This window comes from Enemella dayhoffiae (genome assembly GCF_002250625.1).
GTDB classification, from domain to species: Bacteria; Actinomycetota; Actinomycetes; order Propionibacteriales; family Propionibacteriaceae; genus Enemella; species Enemella dayhoffiae.
In genome coordinates, this window is record NZ_NMVQ01000005.1 from 79,777 (window position 1) to 96,010 (window position 16,234).

Here is a 16,234-nt window from a genome sequence, read left to right on the forward strand (position 1 = left end):
CTCAGCCGTCCTTGATCGCGCCGAGTCGTTCGGTCCAGATCAGTCCGGCCCCGGCGAGCACGGTGCCGGTGAGCAGGCACAGCTGCCCCCACAGCGACCCGAACAGGAACGCCAGCGGGTCACCGCCGATCAGATAGCCGAGCGCGATCCCCGCCAACGGCAGCAGCGCCAGCACCACCCCGGTCATCCGCGGCGCGGCCAGCTCACCGGCGGCCGTGCGGCGGACGTCCTCGTCCTCGCGCAGCGCCGAGGCGACCCGGGCCAGGCTTGGCCCCAACGGGGCGCCCGTGCGGGTCGCCACCTGCCACGCCTGCGCCAGCCCGAGCAGGTCGCCGTTGCCCGGTTCGCTCGCCTGCTCCAACCAGACCGCCGGCACCTCGGCCCCCACCCCGGCCGCTGCGGCCGCGCGGCGCAGCACCGGGGCGTCCTCGGCCGCGGCGGCCAGCGCCACCGCGGGCACCTTGCCCAGGGTCAGCTCGCCGGCGAGCAGTTCGGCTGCGCGCGCCACGCCCACCCGGCTTCGGAGCAGGCGCCGCTCGCGCAGCCGCCCGCGCGTCACCACCGCGGCGGTGCCGGCCAGGGTCACGGCGACCCCGACGAGTACGCCGACCGTGCCGCCGGCGATCAGCCAGCTGATCGGCACCAGCAGCACCGCACCGGCGACGGTCAGGATCAGTCGCGAAGACCGGTGGCGGACCGGACCGGTGTCCGGTTGCACGGCCTCGGCGCGGCGTACCCGGGGTCCGACCAGTGCCCACGCCGCCAGCGCCGCGAGCAGCAGCGCCAGCGCCGACAGCGGATCGGTCATCGGGCGCACAACTCCTGCAGCGCAGAAAATCCGCGACCGGTACGCAGCTCACCATCGGGGGTGAAGTCCAGGGCCGGCAGCATCCGCAGCCCCTGCCCGTCCCCCTGGAGCACCTGGATCGTCGCCACCCGGCGCCGCCCCGGCCGGCCCGCGGCGCCGCGCTCGCGGAGCACGTGCACGACCACGTCGAGGGCAGCGGCCGCCTGGGCCCGGAGTGCCTCGGCACCCATCCCGCCGAGGGCCGCCAGGGCGGCCAGCCTGGCCGGTACATCCGAAGCCGAGTTCGCGTGTACCGTGCCGCAGCCGCCCTCGTGACCTGTGTTCAGCGCGGTGAGCAGGTCACACAACTCGGCGCCGCGGACCTCACCCAGCACGATCCGATCCGGGCGCATCCGCAGCGCCTGCCGAACCAGGTCACTCAGCGGGATCGCTCCGGCCCCCTCGGCGTTCGGCGCCCGCGCCTCCAGGCGTACGCAGTGCGGATGATCGGGCTGCAACTCCCGCGAATCCTCCACCACCAGCAACCGCTCGTCGGCCGGTACCTCGGCGAGCATCGACGCCAGCAACGTGGTCTTGCCGGTTCCGGTGCCACCGGAGACCAGGAACGCCACCCGGGCCCGCACCAGCCCGGCCAGCACCTCGGCCCCCGCCGCCGGGATGGAACCGGCCGCCACCCAGTCGGCCAACCGGAACCGGCGCCCGGCCGGCACCCGCAACGACAGGCAGGTGCCGGGGTGCGCCAACGGCGCCAGCACCGCGTGCAGCCTGGTCCCATCGGCCATCCGGGCGTCGACGAACGGCACCCCGTCGTCGAGGCGACGGCCCACCGCCGCGGCCATCCGCGCCGCCAGCCGGCGTACCTCGTCCTCGCCGTCGAAGCGCACCTCGGTCAGCTCCAGCCCCTCGCCCCGGTCGATGAACACTTGGCCGGCCCCGTTCACCAGCACGTCGGTCACCCCCGGCAGCCGCAGCAGCGGCTCCAGCCGGCCGGCCCCCACCGCGTCGCGACGCAGCGCGGCCACCGTGTCCACCAGGGCGGCGTCACTGACCGGCAGCCCCAGCCGGTGCATCACCGCGGCCACGTCCGGCGGCAGCGGTGAGCGGCCCAACCGGACCAGCTCGGTGCGCACCAGTTCCAGTTCCTCGGGGCTCATCGCTCCCCCTCCGCGGGTGCCAGCTCCGCCACCAGGGTGGCCGTCGCCCGCCGCCAGCCGCGGCCCGCAACGCGCACCGGCACCTCGCCCAGATCGGCCGCCGAAGCCACCCGGTGATCCTCCGGAAGCGCTGTCAGCAAAGGAATCCCCAGCAGTTCACCGACCGTGGACCGGTCCCCGGCAGACCCGCGCAGCACCGCCGCCAACGGCACCGGGGTGTCCAGCCGATCGAGCAGGTCCACCGCCGCCCCCAGGGCCGGCACCGTGCCGCGACACAGCAGCAACCCACCGTCACAGTGCTCCAGCGCCTCGGCCGCGAGACCGCCGACGGCTCGCCCCAGATCGAGCAGCACCACCTGGTGCTGCCGGGCCAACGACTGCAGCACCGCGCGCACCGCGGCCGTGCCCGGCTCGGCATGGTGACCGCGGGCGCGGGCGAGGACGGCGACCCCGTCCACCCCCGGCAGCCGGTCGGCCAGGTCACCGAGAAACCCGGCGGCGGAGGCGAGCGCCGGCCACCGCCAACCCGGTTCACGTTCCAGCCCCAGCAGCAGATCCAGACCGGGCCCGCCCGGGTCCAGCTCGACCACGGCCACGCGGCGACCGCGCCGCGCCAGCTGCCAGGCCAGGTCGACGGTCAACGTGGAGGTGCCAACACCCCCCGACCCGCCGAGCACCGCGACCACCCGGCCGCGCTCCCCCGGTGGCGCCTCGGCCAGCGCGCCGGTCAGCCAGCGCAACCCCTCCGGCAGCGTGATGACCGCCGCACCGAGGGCGGCGGACCAGGCGCACATCCGTTCGCTGTCGCCGGTCTCACCGACCAACCGCACCCGAGTCCGGCGGAGGAGCTCGAGCCGGGCAGCGGCCGGAGCCAGGTCGACCCCGAGCACCAGCACCGTCGGGTCGGCCGCCGCCTTCAGCGCGTCGGCGTCCTCGGCCACGTCGGCCTCGAGCCCGGCGGCGGCGATGGCGGACAGCACGGCGTCGCGGACCCGCGGGTTGGTCGTCGCGACCAGGGGTCGCTGGGTGGTTGCCATGTCCACACCGTGCTCGGGAGTCAGCCGAATCGTGCACCCGCGCCCGCCCGATTGTGGAGAACTCCCCCCTGCGCCGGTCCTGTGGACAACCTCCCGCAGGCCACCATCGAGCCCGACTGGTGCGACCATGCACCCATGAGTCTGGAGAACCGCTGGTATCGCCTCGTGGCCAGCCAGCTCGCCCACCCGCGGGGCGTGCTCGGGAAGGTCACGGCGAACCGCCTCAACGAGGGCAACCGACCGATGGTGGCGTCCGCGATCGAGGCGGCCGGGCTCGGCCCGGGTCAGGTGGCCGCCGACGTCGGTTTCGGGGGTGGGGTCGGGCTGCCCCTGCTGCTGTCAGCGGTCGGGCCGACCGGTCGGGTGCACGGGTACGAGATCTCGCGGTCCATGATCGCCAGTGCTCGCAGGGCGTACGCCACAGACGTCTCGGCCGGACGCCTGCTGGTCGAGCAGGGTGAACTCGCCGACCTGCCCGTCCCGGACGGGACCTTCGACGCGGTGATCACGGCCAACACGGTCTATTTCGTCGATGACCTGGGCCAGGCGTTCGTCGAACTCCATCGGGTTCTTCGATCTGGCGGACGACTGGTGGTCGCCATCGCCGACCCCGCCGCCATGGAGGCCATGCCGTTCGTCGAGCACGGCTTCCGGGTACGCCCGGTCGCCGAGCTCCTGCGGCTGATGCAGGCGGCGGGTTTCGTGTCTGCACAGGATCGGCAGCTGCAGCTCGGCGGCCCACTGCGCCAGCTGCTGATCGCGTCCCGGCCGGACTGATCGACAAGTTTTCAACAATGCTGTCAGATCCCGGCCACAGCTCGGAACAATTCTCTGCCAGGGGTCTTCCCTTTTCGCCGCGGCCGGCGTACAAATGATTCAAGGAATCCTTGCACAGCAGCCAGGTACCCACGCGTCGACCAAACCATCTCGTGGGTTGTTGCGACCCGACGTTGATCGGGCCAACACAGAGTGTGCACGCTTGGTCACCTGGACTGAGGTGGGATGTGGCACCTGCGCGCATGCAGGTGCCACTTCCATGTCCGGACAGTGCAGCTTTCCCGGTCAGATCCGGTCGTCGCGGAACCGTCGCGCCGCCCCGAGCGGGGACTCTTCGGCGCCGCGGGTGAGGGCCCGGCAGCAGTGCAGGATCCAGTCGCGGACCCCGGCCCCACCCTCGGTATAGCGCCGCAACCCCTGCTGGTACGCCGCCCCGGCGGCCAGGTGCCCCACCTCGGGCACCAGCGCCGCCCGCGGATCCACCCCGGCGTCGATCAGCACCATGTGCTCCACCGCCCGCGCGATCACCCCGTCACCGCCGCCGAAGGGGGCGATCCGCGCCACCTCGGCGTGCGCGATCGCGGCCTGCACCACCGCCGGCGCCTTCGTCGGCCGGGTCAGCAGACCGAACAGGTCGCTCAGCGGCTCGGCGGCGGTGGCCCGACCCAGTCGATCGTCGGGCAGCACCCCCTTTGCGAGCAGGGAATGCGCCCGGGCCAGCACCTGGCCGGGGGCGCGGCGTACCGAAGTCGCCAACTCGACCAGTTCGGTCGACAGCCGCACCGACCCGGGGGCCCAGACGTCCCCCTCCGGCTTGGCCGACTCGAGCTCGGCGCTGGCCCGCGACCCGGCGAGCAGGGCGCGGGCCGAGTCCTCGGCGGGCACGGCGCGCCGACCACGGTCGCGCAGCACGGCGTCCACGGCGTCGCGGGCCGCGGCCACCGCGGACGGCACGCCCTCCAGCCGCGCCAGATCTGCAAGGGGGTCACTCACCTCATAGAGTGTGCCCCATGCAGCCGCGTCGCACGATCTATCCCGGACCGGCCATCGACTGGATGGTGCCGGGGGATCAGCGACGGGTGCTGGACGTGGGGTCCGGCAACGGCTCCTTCGCCGCGATGATCGCCCGGGCCGGGCATCGGGTCTGCTGTGTGGACAGCAATCCAGAGCGGGTACGCCGCATCGCGGACCGGTTGCCCGGTGGGATGCACGTGGTCGCCCAGGCCGAATCGCTGCCCTTCGCCTCCGGCAGCTTCGACGTGGTGACGGTGCAGGAATCGCTGACCCGCTTCGCCCCCGGGCTCGCCCTGGCGGAGTTCGCTCGGGTGCTGCGACCCGATGGCCACCTGGCGGTGGTGTTCAACAGCCGTGACGACACCGTGCCCTGGGTGAAGCGGTTCGCCCGCCTGCTGCAGGAACACGACCCGACCGCCATGCAGGGCGAATACGGCACCGACACCATCGCCGAGCTCGAGCGCTCGCCCTATTTCCCGCAGATCGAGGTCAAGTCGTTCCGCAACTGGATCCCGATCGACCGGCAGGGACTGCTGCGCATGGTGCGATCGAGGCCGGCGCTGGCGGCGCTGCCCGAGGACCGGTTGAGCGAGCTGCTGGGCCGGGTCGCGGCCCTCTATGACGACGCCGCCCGACCGCCGGAACCGCTGCTGCTGCCGTTCCAGGCCACCTGCCGCAGGGCCCTCGTGGACCAGAGCGAGTTCACCATGCCGATGGAGACCGAGGGGTTACGCATCTCGATGCGATTCTGAGGGTTCGCACGCTGGATTCTCCGCGCACTCGATTCTTGGAGAGGCACGATTCTCGACGGGGTTTGCACCTTTGAGGCAACTTTTTCGTTGCCCGGGTGATCTCCTGAGTAGGAAGCCCCAACACGAAGGAGTTGGATCATGTTCACCAGCAACGCACGCCGGACCCTCGCCGCGGTTGGCCTCGCCGCCGCGTCCGCGGGGGGTCTGCTGGCCGGCACCCCTGCCCACGCGGCGGAGGTCCCGGAGGGCGTCGTCGTCGGCGCCTGGGGCGTGAACGTGCGTCAGGCCCCGAGCCCGCACGCCGCCGAGATCGGCCACCGCACCGAAGGCAGTCGCGTCACCCTGGTCTGCCAGGCCAAGGGCACCCCCATTGACGGCAACGACCTCTGGTACGCCCTCAGCGAGGGCAACGGCTGGGTCTCGGCCCGCCACGTCGACAGCGTCGGCCAGGCACCCGCGACCTGCCCGAACACGGACACCGAGTTCGGTATCGGGCTGACCACCGCGCCGCTCAGCGTGCGCAACGGGCCCACCAGCCGCGACGCGCAGTTGACCGAGCTTCCCCCGAATCATCAGGTGATGGCGCGGTGCCAGGTGCGCGGCGACAACGTCAACGGAAACGACATGTGGCTGCACCTGCAGGACGGCACCTGGGTGTCTGCGGCATACCTGCGCAAGGACGAGTCTTTGCAGAACCAGAACTGGCCGCCCGTGCCGTGCGACGCGGCCGACGGCTCCCACTGAGTCCTGAGCCGCCGTGCGACAGGGTCTCGGTTCCGCATCGGCCCTGTACGCGCGCGGCCGGACGTGTTCAAAATGGGACACGACCCCGGCGAACAGGAGCGAGATGAGCACCACGGCGAAAGAACCTGTCACCGAGGACAAGACCGAGCTCAACCGGGTGCTCGGCCCCGGACTGTTGCTGCTCTTCGTGGTCGGCGACATCCTCGGCACGGGCATCTACGCCCTGACCGGCAAGGTCGCGGCCCAGGTCGGGGGTGCGGTGTGGTTGCCGTTCCTGTGCGCCTTTCTGGTCGCGGTGCTGACCGCCTTCGGCTATCTGGAGCTGGTCACCAAGTATCCGCAGGCGGGCGGTGCGGCGGTCTATACGCACAAGGCGTTCAACATCCAGTTCATCACCTTCCTGGTCACCTTCGCGGTGATGGCGTCCGGGCTCACCTCCGCCTCGAGCGCGGCGAAGGCGTTCGCCGGCAACCTGTTCGCCGCACTGGGCGTGACCCAGAAGACCGGCTGGATGGTGCTGCTGGTCGCACTGGGGTTCATGACGCTGATCGCGCTGATCAACCTGCGCGGGGTGGGCGAGTCGGTCAAGCTCAACGTGGTGCTCACGCTGATCGAGCTGACCGGACTGCTGATCGTGATCGGGGTCGGGCTGTTCGCCCTGACCAAGGGGCTCGGCAACCCGGCGATGCTGACCGACTTCCACGCACCCGAGGGCAGCAGCGCCTTCGGCGCCGTCACCGCCGCGACGGCGCTCGCGTTCTTCGCCATGGTGGGTTTTGAGGACTCGGTGAACATGGCCGAGGAGACCAAGGACCCGGTCCGGGTCTTTCCGCGCACCATGCTCATCGGTCTGGGCATCACCGGCGTGATCTATGTGCTGGTTGCGATCTCGGCGGTCACCCTGGTCCCGCCCAGGGAGCTGGGTGAGGGGGAGACCCCGCTGCTCAAGGTGGTGCAGGCCGGCGCGCCCGGCTTCCCGATCGCCGTCTTCGCCTGGATCACGATGTTCGCGGTGGCCAACTCGGCGCTGATCAACATGATGATGGCCTCGCGGCTGCTCTATGGCATGTCGCGGGAGAAGGTGCTCCCCGGCCCCCTGGGGCGGGTGCTGAAGCGTCGGCGTACCCCGCATGTGGCGATCATCTTCACCACCCTGCTCGCCTTCGGGCTGATCGCCTTCGCCGACCTGTCCGCCCTCGGCGGCACCACCTCGTTGCTGCTGTTGTGCGTGTTCACGTTGGTCAACGTGGCCGTGGTGATCCTGCGGTTCAAGGAGCCGACCAAGCGCGATCACTTCAAGACCCCGCTGGTGCTGCCGATCCTCGGCGCGATCCTGTGCGCCTATCTGGCGAGCCCGTTGTCCGGCCGGGCGACCAAGGACTATTGGGTGGCCGGCATCCTGATGGCGGTCGGCGTCGGGTTGAGCATCCTCACCCTGCTGCTGAACCGGTTCTATTTCCACCGGACGCACCAGATCGGCTCGTCGAAGACCGACCCGCGCCAGCCCTACGTCTGATCCGCACCCGGCCGAGTGGCTCGCTCGGCCAGGTGCCGACTCACCCACTGGTCGACCTCGGCCCCGCTCAACGCCGCCTCGAGCAGCTCGGGGAACACATCCGGCGTGCAGGCGAACGACGGGATTCCCAGCTGGGCCAGGATTCCGGCCAGGTCGTGGTCGTAGGCTGGGCTGCCGGAGTCGTCCAGTGCGAGCAGGCAGACCGCGGTCACCCCTGACTCGCGCAGCTGGCGCAATCGGCGTACCAGATCGGTCGCGTTGCCGCCCTCGAACAGGTCGCTGATCAACACCAGCAGGGTTTCCGTCGGCCGGGTGATCAGCTCGGCGCAATAGGCGATCGCCTGGTTGATGTCGGTCCCGCCGCCGAGCTGGGCGCCGAAGATCACCTCCACCGGGTCGGAGAGCCGGTCGGTGAGATCCACCACCGAGGTGTCGAAGGCGACCAGCGAGGTCTGCAACGATCGGACCGTGGACAGCACCGCGGCGAAGATGGAGGCGTACACGACCGACTCGGCCATCGAGCCGGACTGGTCGAGGGCGATCACCACCTCGCGTTGCACACCGACGGTCTGCCGACCGTGCCCGATCAGCCGGTGTGGCACCACGGTGCGGTGCTCGGGCAGGTAGTGCTTGAGGTTCGCCGCGATGGTGCGGTTCCAGTCGATGTCGGCCGGTCTGGGTCGGCGGGTGCGTGTCCCGCGGCGGATCGCGCCGAGGGCGGCGGCCCGGGTCGGTTCGGCGAGCCGTCGTTCGAGGTCCTCCACCACCCGCTGCACGACCCGCCGGGCGGCGGCCCGTGCCTGCCCGGGCAGCACCGACCCGAGCTGTGCCAGGGTGCTGGCGAGGTGGATGTCCGGTTCGATCGACTCGATCAGCTCGGGGTCGCGGAGCAGCGTGGCCAGGTCGAGCCGCTCCATCGCGTCGCGCTGCAGCACCTGGACCACCGTGTTGGGGAACAGGCCGCGGATGTCGCCGAGCCACTTGGTGATCCGCGGGGCCGAGGATCCGAGCCCCCCGCTGCGCCGGGTGGACCCGTCGCTGGCCTGGGTGCGGTCATAGAGGGCGCCCAGCGCCCGGTCCAGTGCCTGGTCCTGCCCGGACAGGCCGGTCCCGTCGCCGTCCTCGGGATCGCTACCCAGCAACAGTCTCCAGCGCCTTGCCCGCTCCTCGGTCATCGCGCGACTCCGGTCAGCGCGTCGAGCCGGGCCAGGACCGCGTGGGCCAGCTCCAGGTCTCCGAAGGCCGCTACGGTTTCCTGCCGCGGTCCGGTGCGGCCCAGTTCGGAGGCCTGTTGCGCGATGGCGCGGCGTTCTGGCGGGGCGAAGTCGCCGAAGGTTCGCCGCAGCAGCGGCAGCACGTCGTCGAACTCCTCGGGTTCGAGTCGGCCCACCCAGTCGTCCAGCAGCTCGAGCAGTTGGCGGTCGTGGATCAGCAGGGTCGCCCCGCCGCCCAGGAAACCCTCCACCCAGGCGGCCTTGTCGACCGCCGCCACCGACCGGGAGAGGGCACGCGACAGCCAGTCCCCCGCCTCGTCGGCGGAGAGTTCGCCGGCGTCGGTGAGCAGCCGGACCAGCCGGCCGGCCAGCACCCCGTGCACGTCGGCCCGCTCCACCAACGCCAGCAGGGATTCCGGCCAGAGGTCGTGTCCGGGACCGCGGGGCAGCAGACCCAGCACCTGGTGCACAGCCTCGATCCGCTGCGCCAGCTCCCGGGCCGCGTCCTCGGCCAGGCCGCCGGCCACCGGCCCCAGTCCGGCGCAGACGCGCTGCAGCAGGGCCTGGGCCACGGCGGTCAGCGCACTGGTGTCGGTGCCGCGCACGTCGCCGTAGCGTTGCGCCCGGGCGAGGGCCGGCAACGCGTCCAGCAGGTGGTTCACGTCGGTGTCTCCGGCGGCCCGTTCGTCGAGCGCCCGAACCAGCGGAGCGAGCGCGTCCGGCAGATCCGCCCGCAGCGCCTGCTCCAGCCCGTCGGTGACCTGCGCCAGCGAACCCTTGCGGGACAGCAAACGCGCGGTGGCCGCCACCGGGACCGTGGTCCCCCACACCGAGGCCTCGACCAGGCGTACCGACAGCTCGGGACGCCAGCACAGCTCCCAACCCTCCTTGAAGGTGCCGGTGGTGCCGACCTCGATCCGTTCGGCCCAGTCGATGTCGAGCACGTGCAATCGGTGCAGCAGCAGCGAACGCGCGCGATCGTTGTCCTTGCGCAGGTCGAGCGTGAGTTCCCGCGGTTCGGCCTCGAACTTCAGCCGCAGGCTGCGGGCGGTCCGGCGCAGGTCGGCGTCCAGGGGTACGCCGGGGGCGGACTCCGGCACGGTGCCGAGGCGCTCCCCCACCACCGCTCGCCGGGTGACCAGATCGAGCGCCAACCGGTTGCCGTCGCAGAGCACCGACAGGGTCGCGTCGGTGACCTCGCTCAACCCGGGCAGCGGTCGATTCCTCAGCACCGCCAAGGTTTCGGCCAGGCGTACCGCCTCGATCACGTGTGCTGATGACACGGGAAGGTCGTGCTCACGCAACACCCCAGCCACCTTGGTGAGCCAGCGCGGGACCACCTCATCGCCGGCGGTGAACAGGTGGTGATACCAACCGGGTGACTCCACCCCGGCGCCATAGCCGGAGGTGAAGCTGAGCCGCGAATGGGTCCACGGCACCCAGGTCATCGTCACCTTGCGTTTCGGCAGCCCGCGCAGGATCTTGTTGTCGGCAGTCGCCGCGGGCAGGGTCCCGGTCAGCGTCGGGGCGTGCCAGGCGCCGCAGACCACGGCGATCCGTTCCCGGCCGGCCCTCAGCTCGGCGCGCAGCACCTTGCGCATGTGCGCCTCGCGACGCTCCTCCTCGCGGGTGGCACGGGCGCTACGGGGGCGATGGTCCTCACGCAGCGCGGCCATCGCCTCGGTGACGGCGTCGAACGGGTCGATCGCCTCGCCGTCCCGCAGCTCCATCACGTCGTCCCACCAGCGCTCGGGGTCGTCATAGCCGGCGGTCCGGGCGAGCACGGCGATCGGATCGTCGCGCACCGGGTCGCCGTGGGTCACCGCGGAATCGGCCTCGTCATCGTCGTCGCGGGAGGTGAGCAGGTCGGGTTCGGGTTCCGGTTCGTCGCCCGCAGCGAGCACGGTGGCCGCGGGCAGGTCCATGAACCGCACCGGCACGCGGCGGCGTACCGCCCAGCGCAGCGCCTGCCACTCGGGGGAGAACACCGCCAGCGGCCAGAACGCCGAGCGACCGGGATCGTCGGGCGCGTACGCCATCAGCGCGACCGGAGGGGTCAGGTCCTGCTCGGCGACCAGGCTGACCAGCGCGTCCGCCTCGGGCGGACCCTCGATCAGCACCACCTCGGGTTGCTGCGCGTCGAGGGCCCGCACGACGGCGCGGGCCGAACCCGGTCCGTGATGGCGGATGCCCAGCACCCGTACCTGTTCGGCGGTCACGCTCAGACCTCCCGGCAGGCGCGATAGAAGTCCTTCCAGCCGTCGCGACGGCGTACCACGGTCTCCAGGTATTCCTGCCAGGCCACGGAATCCGCGACCGGATCCTTCACCACCGAGCCGACGATTCCGGAGGCGACGTCACCGGCCCGCAGCACCCCGTCACCGAAGTGGGCGGCCAGTGCCAGCCCGTTGGTGACCACCGAAATGGCCTCGGCCGTGGACAGGGTGCCCGAGGGGACCTTCAGGGAGGTGCGGCCGTCCTCGCTGACCCCGCCGCGCAGCTCGCGGAAGATGGTCACCACCCGCCGGATCTCGGTGGCGGCGTCGTCGATCGGCGGCAGCTCCAGGCTGCGGCCGAGCTCGGCGACGCGGCGGGTCACGATGGTCACCTCCTCCTCGGCGGAGGCGGGCAGCGGCAGCACCACCGTGTTGAATCGTCGCCGCAGCGCCGAGGACAGGTCGTTGATCCCGCGGTCGCGATCATTGGCGGTGGCGATCACGTTGAACCCGTGCACCGCCTGCACCTGCTCACCCAGCTCGGGGATCGGCAGCGTCTTCTCGGACAGGATGGTGATCAGCCCGTCCTGCACCTCAGACGGGATGCGCGTCAGCTCCTCGATCCGGGCGATCGCGCCGGTGCGCATGGCGGTCATCACCGGGGAGGCGACCATGGCGGCGGCGCTCGGCCCCTCGGCGAGCAACCGGGCATAGTTCCAGCCATAGCGGACCGCCTCCTCGACCGTGCCCGCGGTTCCCTGCACCAGCAGGGTGGATTCGCCCGAGATGGCGGCGGCCAGGTGTTCGGAGACCCACGACTTGGCGGTGCCGGGTACGCCGAGCAGCAGCAGCGCGCGGTCGGTGGCCAACGTCGCCACCGCGATCTCCATCAGCCGTCTGCTGCCGACGTATTTCGGGGTGAGCACGGTGCCGTCCTTGAGCTCGCCACCGAGCAGATAGGTGACCACCGCCCACGGGGACAGCCGCCAGTTCGCCGGTCGCGGCCGGTCGTCGACCTCGGCGAGGTGTGCCAGCTCGGTGGCGTACTGCTGCTCGGCGTGCGGGCGCAGCAGCTCGGCCTCGGCGATCGGCTCGGTCTGGGTCATCGTCGCTCCCTCTCGTTGGTGCTCTGCTCCAAGGCTTCGAACAATCCACGGCGCAGCTCCAGCGTCAGCGCCGTAGTCAGCGCTCTGTTCTGCAGGGCGCCAGTCCAGCCGCTGCGGGCCAGGCCACGCAGGTGACCGGCCATCTCGGCGGCCCTGGTCAGGTGGGTGTGGGTGGCGCACAGCTGCACGACGTGCAGTCGGGCATTGGCCGAGGTGTCGCGTTCCAGCCACCGCGCGATTCGCTCACTCAACTCCGGCGACCAGCCCCGCACCGCCAGACAATCCAGCCACAGTTGCGAATCCTCGTTCAGCCAACCAGCCATCAGCTGATCAGCCTCGGCCTGCCCCACCAGCCCAAAGAGGTCCGGGTCGGGCCGATCGGTGGCTCCCAGCAGCGCCAGCGCGAGCGCTGGGTCGCCCTCACGGAGTGCCGCGATCGTCAACCCCGCTTCGAATCCCGGGCCACCGGTCACCTCGGCGGTGACCAGGTCGGTGGCTGGTGTGTCGAGCAGCTCGGGCCAGTCGGTGATGGGTAGCGCACCGATCAGGATCGCCATCGCCGACTTTTCCCCGTCGCGCCCGTTGACGGTCAGCCCGTCGCGCTGCTCGGCGGCGTCGAAGTCGTTCAGGTCGACCCGCCAGCCGTCTTCGCCGGGCCGCAGCCGGCGGCGCACGCTCTTGCGGATTCGCTGCACGTAGGCGGATTCCACGATTCGTGGGAGCAGCTCGCGGGCCAGCGTACGCACGGTCTGACTGCGGTCCTCGAGAGCCTTCTCCAGCAGCTGTTCGTCGGCGGGCCGGGTGTCGCTGGAGAGGACTCGGAGCAAGGCGGCGCGGGCCTCGGCGGGCTCGGCGGCGAAGTCGGAGGCGAGCAGTTCGCGGACCCGGCCGGGGTTGGTACACCGCAGTCCGGTGAGCCAGGTGACGCGCTCGGCCAGGGTTCCCTCGCTCCACACCTGATCGTCGTTTGGGTCGGCCCGGGTGACCTCGAGGAAGCGCCACGCCGGGTTCTGCTGCGCCATCCAGCTTCCTCGTTCGCCGAGCACGGGCGGAAGCAGTGGCCGTAGCTCACGGCGTGAGCGAGCCAGTTCGAGCACGCCGACCAGGGCGCCAATCGGGAGCCGCAGAGCATTGTCCGCGAGCAGGGTCAGCCCTTCGGCGACCACTTCGACCCGACGCGAGCCGATTGACTCGTCGAGCAGTCGGACGAACCGGGACGGCGGTGCCGCGCGGGTTTCCGCTGGGGGTGCCGCCGGAATGTTGGTGGCCTCGACCAAGCCGCCGGTCACTCGTTGCGCCACCGCGGCCCGCCCGGCGACCCGGAGCACCTCGACGGCGGGATCGCCGTCGGCGGCATCACCCGCACGCAACGCCGGCGGGACCGACGTCCAGTCGACGGTTCGGCGCCCGGTCCCGACGACGGCGGCTGCGACCAGCCCCGGCAACCCGTTCACAGGACCACCAGCCTGCCGTCGGTGGCGGTGTTGTCGACCACAGCCAGCGGGTTGAACCCGGCGCCGTCCCACTCGCCGAGCCAGTTGGCTGGGGCGCCCGCGACCACCACCAATCCCCTCCAGAGCAAGGTTTCCGGGCCGACCACGGTGACCGCGGAACCGTCATCCCCAACCAGCGCGAAGTCGTCGTCGAGGTGGACCAGCCGCCCGCGGATGGCCGTTGGCCACAGCCGCAGCCACGGGTCGACCGCCAGCGCTGCGGCGTACGCCTCCCGGAGACCGGCGACGTCGTGCGCCAGCATCGGCCAGCTGGACACCGCGGGCAATGGGTCGTCGAAACGCCTGCCCACCAGGGCCCGCAGCGGCAGCGCCGTGTTGTGGAAGTGCAGCTCGGCGTCGAGGAGCATCCCCGGCGCCATCGTCATCTCGAACGGGGCACCGTTGACGGAGAAGAACAGCACCAGCGCATAGCGGCCGGTGCGTTGGCCGAGCAGCCAGACCCGGCGGGTCTGCACCCGGTCGTCGTCATCGGCGTCGTGCAACCCGAACACCACCCAGTCGTCGCGCACCCCCGGCTCGGCGAGGACCTCTGCGCTGGCCACGGGATAGCCGAGATGGGTGCGGAGCATGGTCAACTCGGGTTCGGTGGCGTGTGCTCGGTTGCGCATCGCCTCGGCGAGCCACCAGAGCTGGCCGAGCTCGGCCAAAAGCCGTTCCGGCCAGCCCATGCCGGTGGCCGGAATCGTCTCCAGGGAACGGATCCAGCGCGCCACCCCGGGCGCCTGGGCGTCCACCATCCGGGCAGCCAGCTGATCGAACTCGGCCGGACTGGAGGCGAGTCGGGAGAGACCGGTGCGCACCTGGTCGGCCAACCACTGCTGCAGTTCGGCGAGCCCCACGGCGACCCGTTCGTCCCGTTGACGGGCGCGCTCGGCGGCGGCCCGGCGAACCTCCTCGGGATCCTTGGCGGCGGGCTCGGCCGGGCTTCTCGGTTCCAGGAAGTTGCGGGCGTACGCCTGGGGCGCCGCCTCGTCGTCGGGCAGTCGGTCCTGGGCCCACAGGAAGAGCAGGGCGAGGGCGTGTTTGCAGGGGAACTTCGTTGAGGGGCAGCTGCACTCATAGCGCGGGGCGTCGGTGTCCACCACCACCCGATACGGGGTACGCGCCGACCCGCGGCACTGACCCCACAGCACCGCCCCCTCGTGACCGACCTCGGACCATGGGCCCGGGTTGGCGAGCTTGCGGCCGGCGACCTCGGAAGCCGAATCGGGCGCCGTGGCCACCACCCGATCAACCGACCACCGCTGCCCCATGCCCCCAACCCTAGGCGGACGCCCGGACACTCGGGTTCCTGCGGTGGCTGAGGCGTACGGTGGCTGAACCTGTCGAAACGCCACGCTGGCTGAGCCTGTCGAAGCCACCCCACGTTGGCTGAGCCTGTCGAAGCCTGCTGGTTGTGGTTGCGTCCGGTGGTTGCGGCGGAAAGGGCGTCCCGCCCACCTCGCTGGCGGTCTGGGTTTGCGCTGCCGCCGGTCTGGGCTTCAGCTCGGTACGCCCGACCACGCCCCGACGCCCTTTCCGCCTCCACCACCTCAGCGCCCAACCTCCAGTTCCCAGCCCTCCGTTGGCTGAGCGAGCCTGCGAGTCGAAGCCTCCTACGTTCCCCGAGCAGGCCGGCAATGCGGAGCCTGCGGAGCAATGCCGGACGGGTCGAGGGGAACCCGCCCTCAGGGACGATCATCAGGCTGGAGGGGTCGCGGAGGTGTTGAACCTGCGGCATCGGCATCCGGTGCTGTGGCAGCACACCTGTCGGCACCTGTCCTTCCCACAAGCGCGGCAGTTCGACTCCGAGTTTGGGCCGAAGCTGCCGGGATGGACACCGGGGAAGATCAGCAACGTCACCGAAACCCGGGCCGCGTTGCCGCTTGACGCCGAAGAACACCGCCAAGCCTCCCTCGCTGGCCGGCGGGTGAGCTTCCATCCGTCCCGCACCCCCGGCATCACCCATGGTGAAGGCACCCTCGACACGGGTGCCGCGGCGCAGTTGGATGCCACGCTGAACAAGGTTGCCGACGTCCTCCGCGCCGGCGGGGCGACCGATTCGCGGGAAGCGCTGCGCGCCGATGCGCTCGGGCATCTCGCGCACCCGGACCGGGCCCGCCGGCTGCTGTCCCCGTCGCTGTTCGACGGCGCCGCGGTCACACCCACGGGGGAGGTGGTGAACACCACACCAGGGAATGGCCCGAAGGACCCACCCACCAGACCAACCTCGCCCCGTTCACCCGCACCCCCACCGAGCGAAAACCCACGCCGGATTCCGGGTCGAACAGATCAAGAACGGACTCCTGCACTGGATGACCCCCGCCGGACAACAAGCCTGGGCCAGCTGCCACGGGACCTGGCGGAAACCGCCGCCCTGACATGTGGTGAATGACCCCACTG

The 16,234-nt window shown here is 71.3% G+C and carries 14 protein-coding genes; 5 read left to right on the forward strand and 9 right to left on the reverse strand.

Annotated features, from left to right (window positions below):
• Position 1: 1 nt before the first annotated feature.
• From CGZ93_RS04835 to ssd, 3 genes are read right to left on the reverse strand one after another with little or no spacing between them, the layout of a single operon-like run.
• Positions 2-808, reverse strand: a complete 807-nt coding sequence (locus CGZ93_RS04835) for a type II secretion system F family protein (protein ID WP_141211082.1) — start codon at positions 806-808, stop codon at positions 2-4.
• The gene (locus CGZ93_RS04840; protein ID WP_094363026.1) at positions 805-1,962 is read right to left on the reverse strand and encodes a TadA family conjugal transfer-associated ATPase; all 1,158 of its coding nucleotides are present in this window, start codon (positions 1,960-1,962) and stop codon (positions 805-807) included. Before CGZ93_RS04840 ends, CGZ93_RS04835 begins: the two co-directional genes overlap by 4 nt.
• Positions 1,959-2,999, reverse strand: a complete 1,041-nt coding sequence (gene ssd, locus CGZ93_RS04845; RefSeq protein ID WP_176451631.1) for a septum site-determining protein Ssd — start codon at positions 2,997-2,999, stop codon at positions 1,959-1,961. The genes CGZ93_RS04840 and ssd overlap by 4 nt, the downstream gene beginning before the upstream one ends.
• A 135-nt stretch (positions 3,000-3,134) precedes the next feature.
• Between ssd and CGZ93_RS04850 the strand changes: the two genes are divergently transcribed.
• A complete protein-coding gene (locus CGZ93_RS04850) occupies positions 3,135-3,776 on the forward strand; it encodes a class I SAM-dependent methyltransferase (RefSeq protein ID WP_094363028.1) in 642 nt (213 codons plus the stop codon).
• A 285-nt stretch (positions 3,777-4,061) separates the two neighbouring features.
• Here the strand turns inward: CGZ93_RS04850 and CGZ93_RS04855 are convergent, their stop codons facing one another.
• Positions 4,062-4,769 carry a Fic family protein gene (locus CGZ93_RS04855; RefSeq protein WP_094363029.1) on the reverse strand — a complete coding sequence of 236 codons (708 nt, stop codon included), beginning with the start codon at positions 4,767-4,769 and terminating at the stop codon, positions 4,062-4,064.
• Between the two features lie 17 nt (positions 4,770-4,786).
• Here CGZ93_RS04855 and CGZ93_RS04860 point away from each other — a divergent pair, with 17 nt between their 5' ends.
• The 3 genes from CGZ93_RS04860 to CGZ93_RS04870 all read left to right on the forward strand — a co-directional run bounded on the left by CGZ93_RS04860 (position 4,787) and on the right by CGZ93_RS04870 (position 7,802).
• Complete coding sequence (locus CGZ93_RS04860; RefSeq protein WP_094363030.1) at positions 4,787-5,542, forward strand: class I SAM-dependent methyltransferase; 756 nt, start codon at positions 4,787-4,789, stop codon at positions 5,540-5,542.
• A gap of 138 nt (positions 5,543-5,680) precedes the next feature.
• Positions 5,681-6,286, forward strand: a complete 606-nt coding sequence (locus tag CGZ93_RS04865; RefSeq protein WP_094363031.1) for an SH3 domain-containing protein — start codon at positions 5,681-5,683, stop codon at positions 6,284-6,286.
• Positions 6,287-6,389: 103 nt separating this feature from the next.
• On the forward strand, positions 6,390-7,802 hold the full coding sequence (locus CGZ93_RS04870) for an APC family permease (protein ID WP_094363032.1): 1,413 nt from the start codon (positions 6,390-6,392) through the stop codon (positions 7,800-7,802).
• Here CGZ93_RS04870 and CGZ93_RS04875 read toward each other — a convergent pair.
• The 5 genes from CGZ93_RS04875 to CGZ93_RS04895 are packed head-to-tail and all read right to left on the reverse strand — an operon-like array spanning position 7,793 to position 15,105.
• Complete coding sequence (locus CGZ93_RS04875) at positions 7,793-8,977, reverse strand: VWA domain-containing protein (protein WP_094363033.1); 1,185 nt, start codon at positions 8,975-8,977, stop codon at positions 7,793-7,795. The genes CGZ93_RS04870 and CGZ93_RS04875 overlap by 10 nt on opposite strands.
• The gene (locus CGZ93_RS04880; RefSeq protein WP_229117207.1) at positions 8,974-11,235 is read right to left on the reverse strand and encodes a DUF5682 family protein; all 2,262 of its coding nucleotides are present in this window, start codon (positions 11,233-11,235) and stop codon (positions 8,974-8,976) included. The genes CGZ93_RS04875 and CGZ93_RS04880 overlap by 4 nt, the downstream gene beginning before the upstream one ends.
• Before the next feature lie 2 nt (positions 11,236-11,237).
• Complete coding sequence (locus CGZ93_RS04885) at positions 11,238-12,338, reverse strand: ATP-binding protein (protein WP_094363035.1); 1,101 nt, start codon at positions 12,336-12,338, stop codon at positions 11,238-11,240.
• Positions 12,335-13,792: a DUF5691 domain-containing protein gene (locus CGZ93_RS04890; RefSeq protein ID WP_094363036.1), complete on the reverse strand. Its 1,458-nt coding sequence runs from the start codon at positions 13,790-13,792 to the stop codon at positions 12,335-12,337. The genes CGZ93_RS04885 and CGZ93_RS04890 overlap by 4 nt, the downstream gene beginning before the upstream one ends.
• Positions 13,789-15,105, reverse strand: a complete 1,317-nt coding sequence (locus tag CGZ93_RS04895; protein ID WP_094363037.1) for an SWIM zinc finger family protein — start codon at positions 15,103-15,105, stop codon at positions 13,789-13,791. Before CGZ93_RS04895 ends, CGZ93_RS04890 begins: the two co-directional genes overlap by 4 nt.
• A gap of 449 nt (positions 15,106-15,554) precedes the next feature.
• Here CGZ93_RS04895 and CGZ93_RS18275 point away from each other — a divergent pair, with 449 nt between their 5' ends.
• Complete coding sequence (locus CGZ93_RS18275) at positions 15,555-16,226, forward strand: DUF222 domain-containing protein (RefSeq protein WP_176451632.1); 672 nt, start codon at positions 15,555-15,557, stop codon at positions 16,224-16,226.
• Positions 16,227-16,234: the final 8 nt, after the last annotated feature.

What these genes read in the sequence shown, in the direction of transcription:
- CGZ93_RS04835 (WP_141211082.1), bottom strand. Translation starts at nt 808, where the DNA reads ATGACCGATCCGCTGTCGGCGCTGGCGCTGCTGCTCGCGGCGCTGGCG.
- CGZ93_RS04840 (WP_094363026.1), bottom strand. Translation starts at nt 1,962, where the DNA reads ATGAGCCCCGAGGAACTGGAACTGGTGCGCACCGAGCTGGTCCGGTTG.
- ssd (WP_176451631.1), bottom strand. Translation starts at nt 2,999, where the DNA reads ATGGCAACCACCCAGCGACCCCTGGTCGCGACGACCAACCCGCGGGTC.
- CGZ93_RS04850 (WP_094363028.1), top strand. Translation starts at nt 3,135, where the DNA reads ATGAGTCTGGAGAACCGCTGGTATCGCCTCGTGGCCAGCCAGCTCGCC.
- CGZ93_RS04860 (WP_094363030.1), top strand. Translation starts at nt 4,787, where the DNA reads ATGCAGCCGCGTCGCACGATCTATCCCGGACCGGCCATCGACTGGATG.
- CGZ93_RS04865 (WP_094363031.1), top strand. Translation starts at nt 5,681, where the DNA reads ATGTTCACCAGCAACGCACGCCGGACCCTCGCCGCGGTTGGCCTCGCC.
- CGZ93_RS04870 (WP_094363032.1), top strand. Translation starts at nt 6,390, where the DNA reads ATGAGCACCACGGCGAAAGAACCTGTCACCGAGGACAAGACCGAGCTC.
- CGZ93_RS04875 (WP_094363033.1), bottom strand. Translation starts at nt 8,977, where the DNA reads ATGACCGAGGAGCGGGCAAGGCGCTGGAGACTGTTGCTGGGTAGCGAT.
- CGZ93_RS04885 (WP_094363035.1), bottom strand. Translation starts at nt 12,338, where the DNA reads ATGACCCAGACCGAGCCGATCGCCGAGGCCGAGCTGCTGCGCCCGCAC.
- CGZ93_RS04895 (WP_094363037.1), bottom strand. Translation starts at nt 15,105, where the DNA reads ATGGGGCAGCGGTGGTCGGTTGATCGGGTGGTGGCCACGGCGCCCGAT.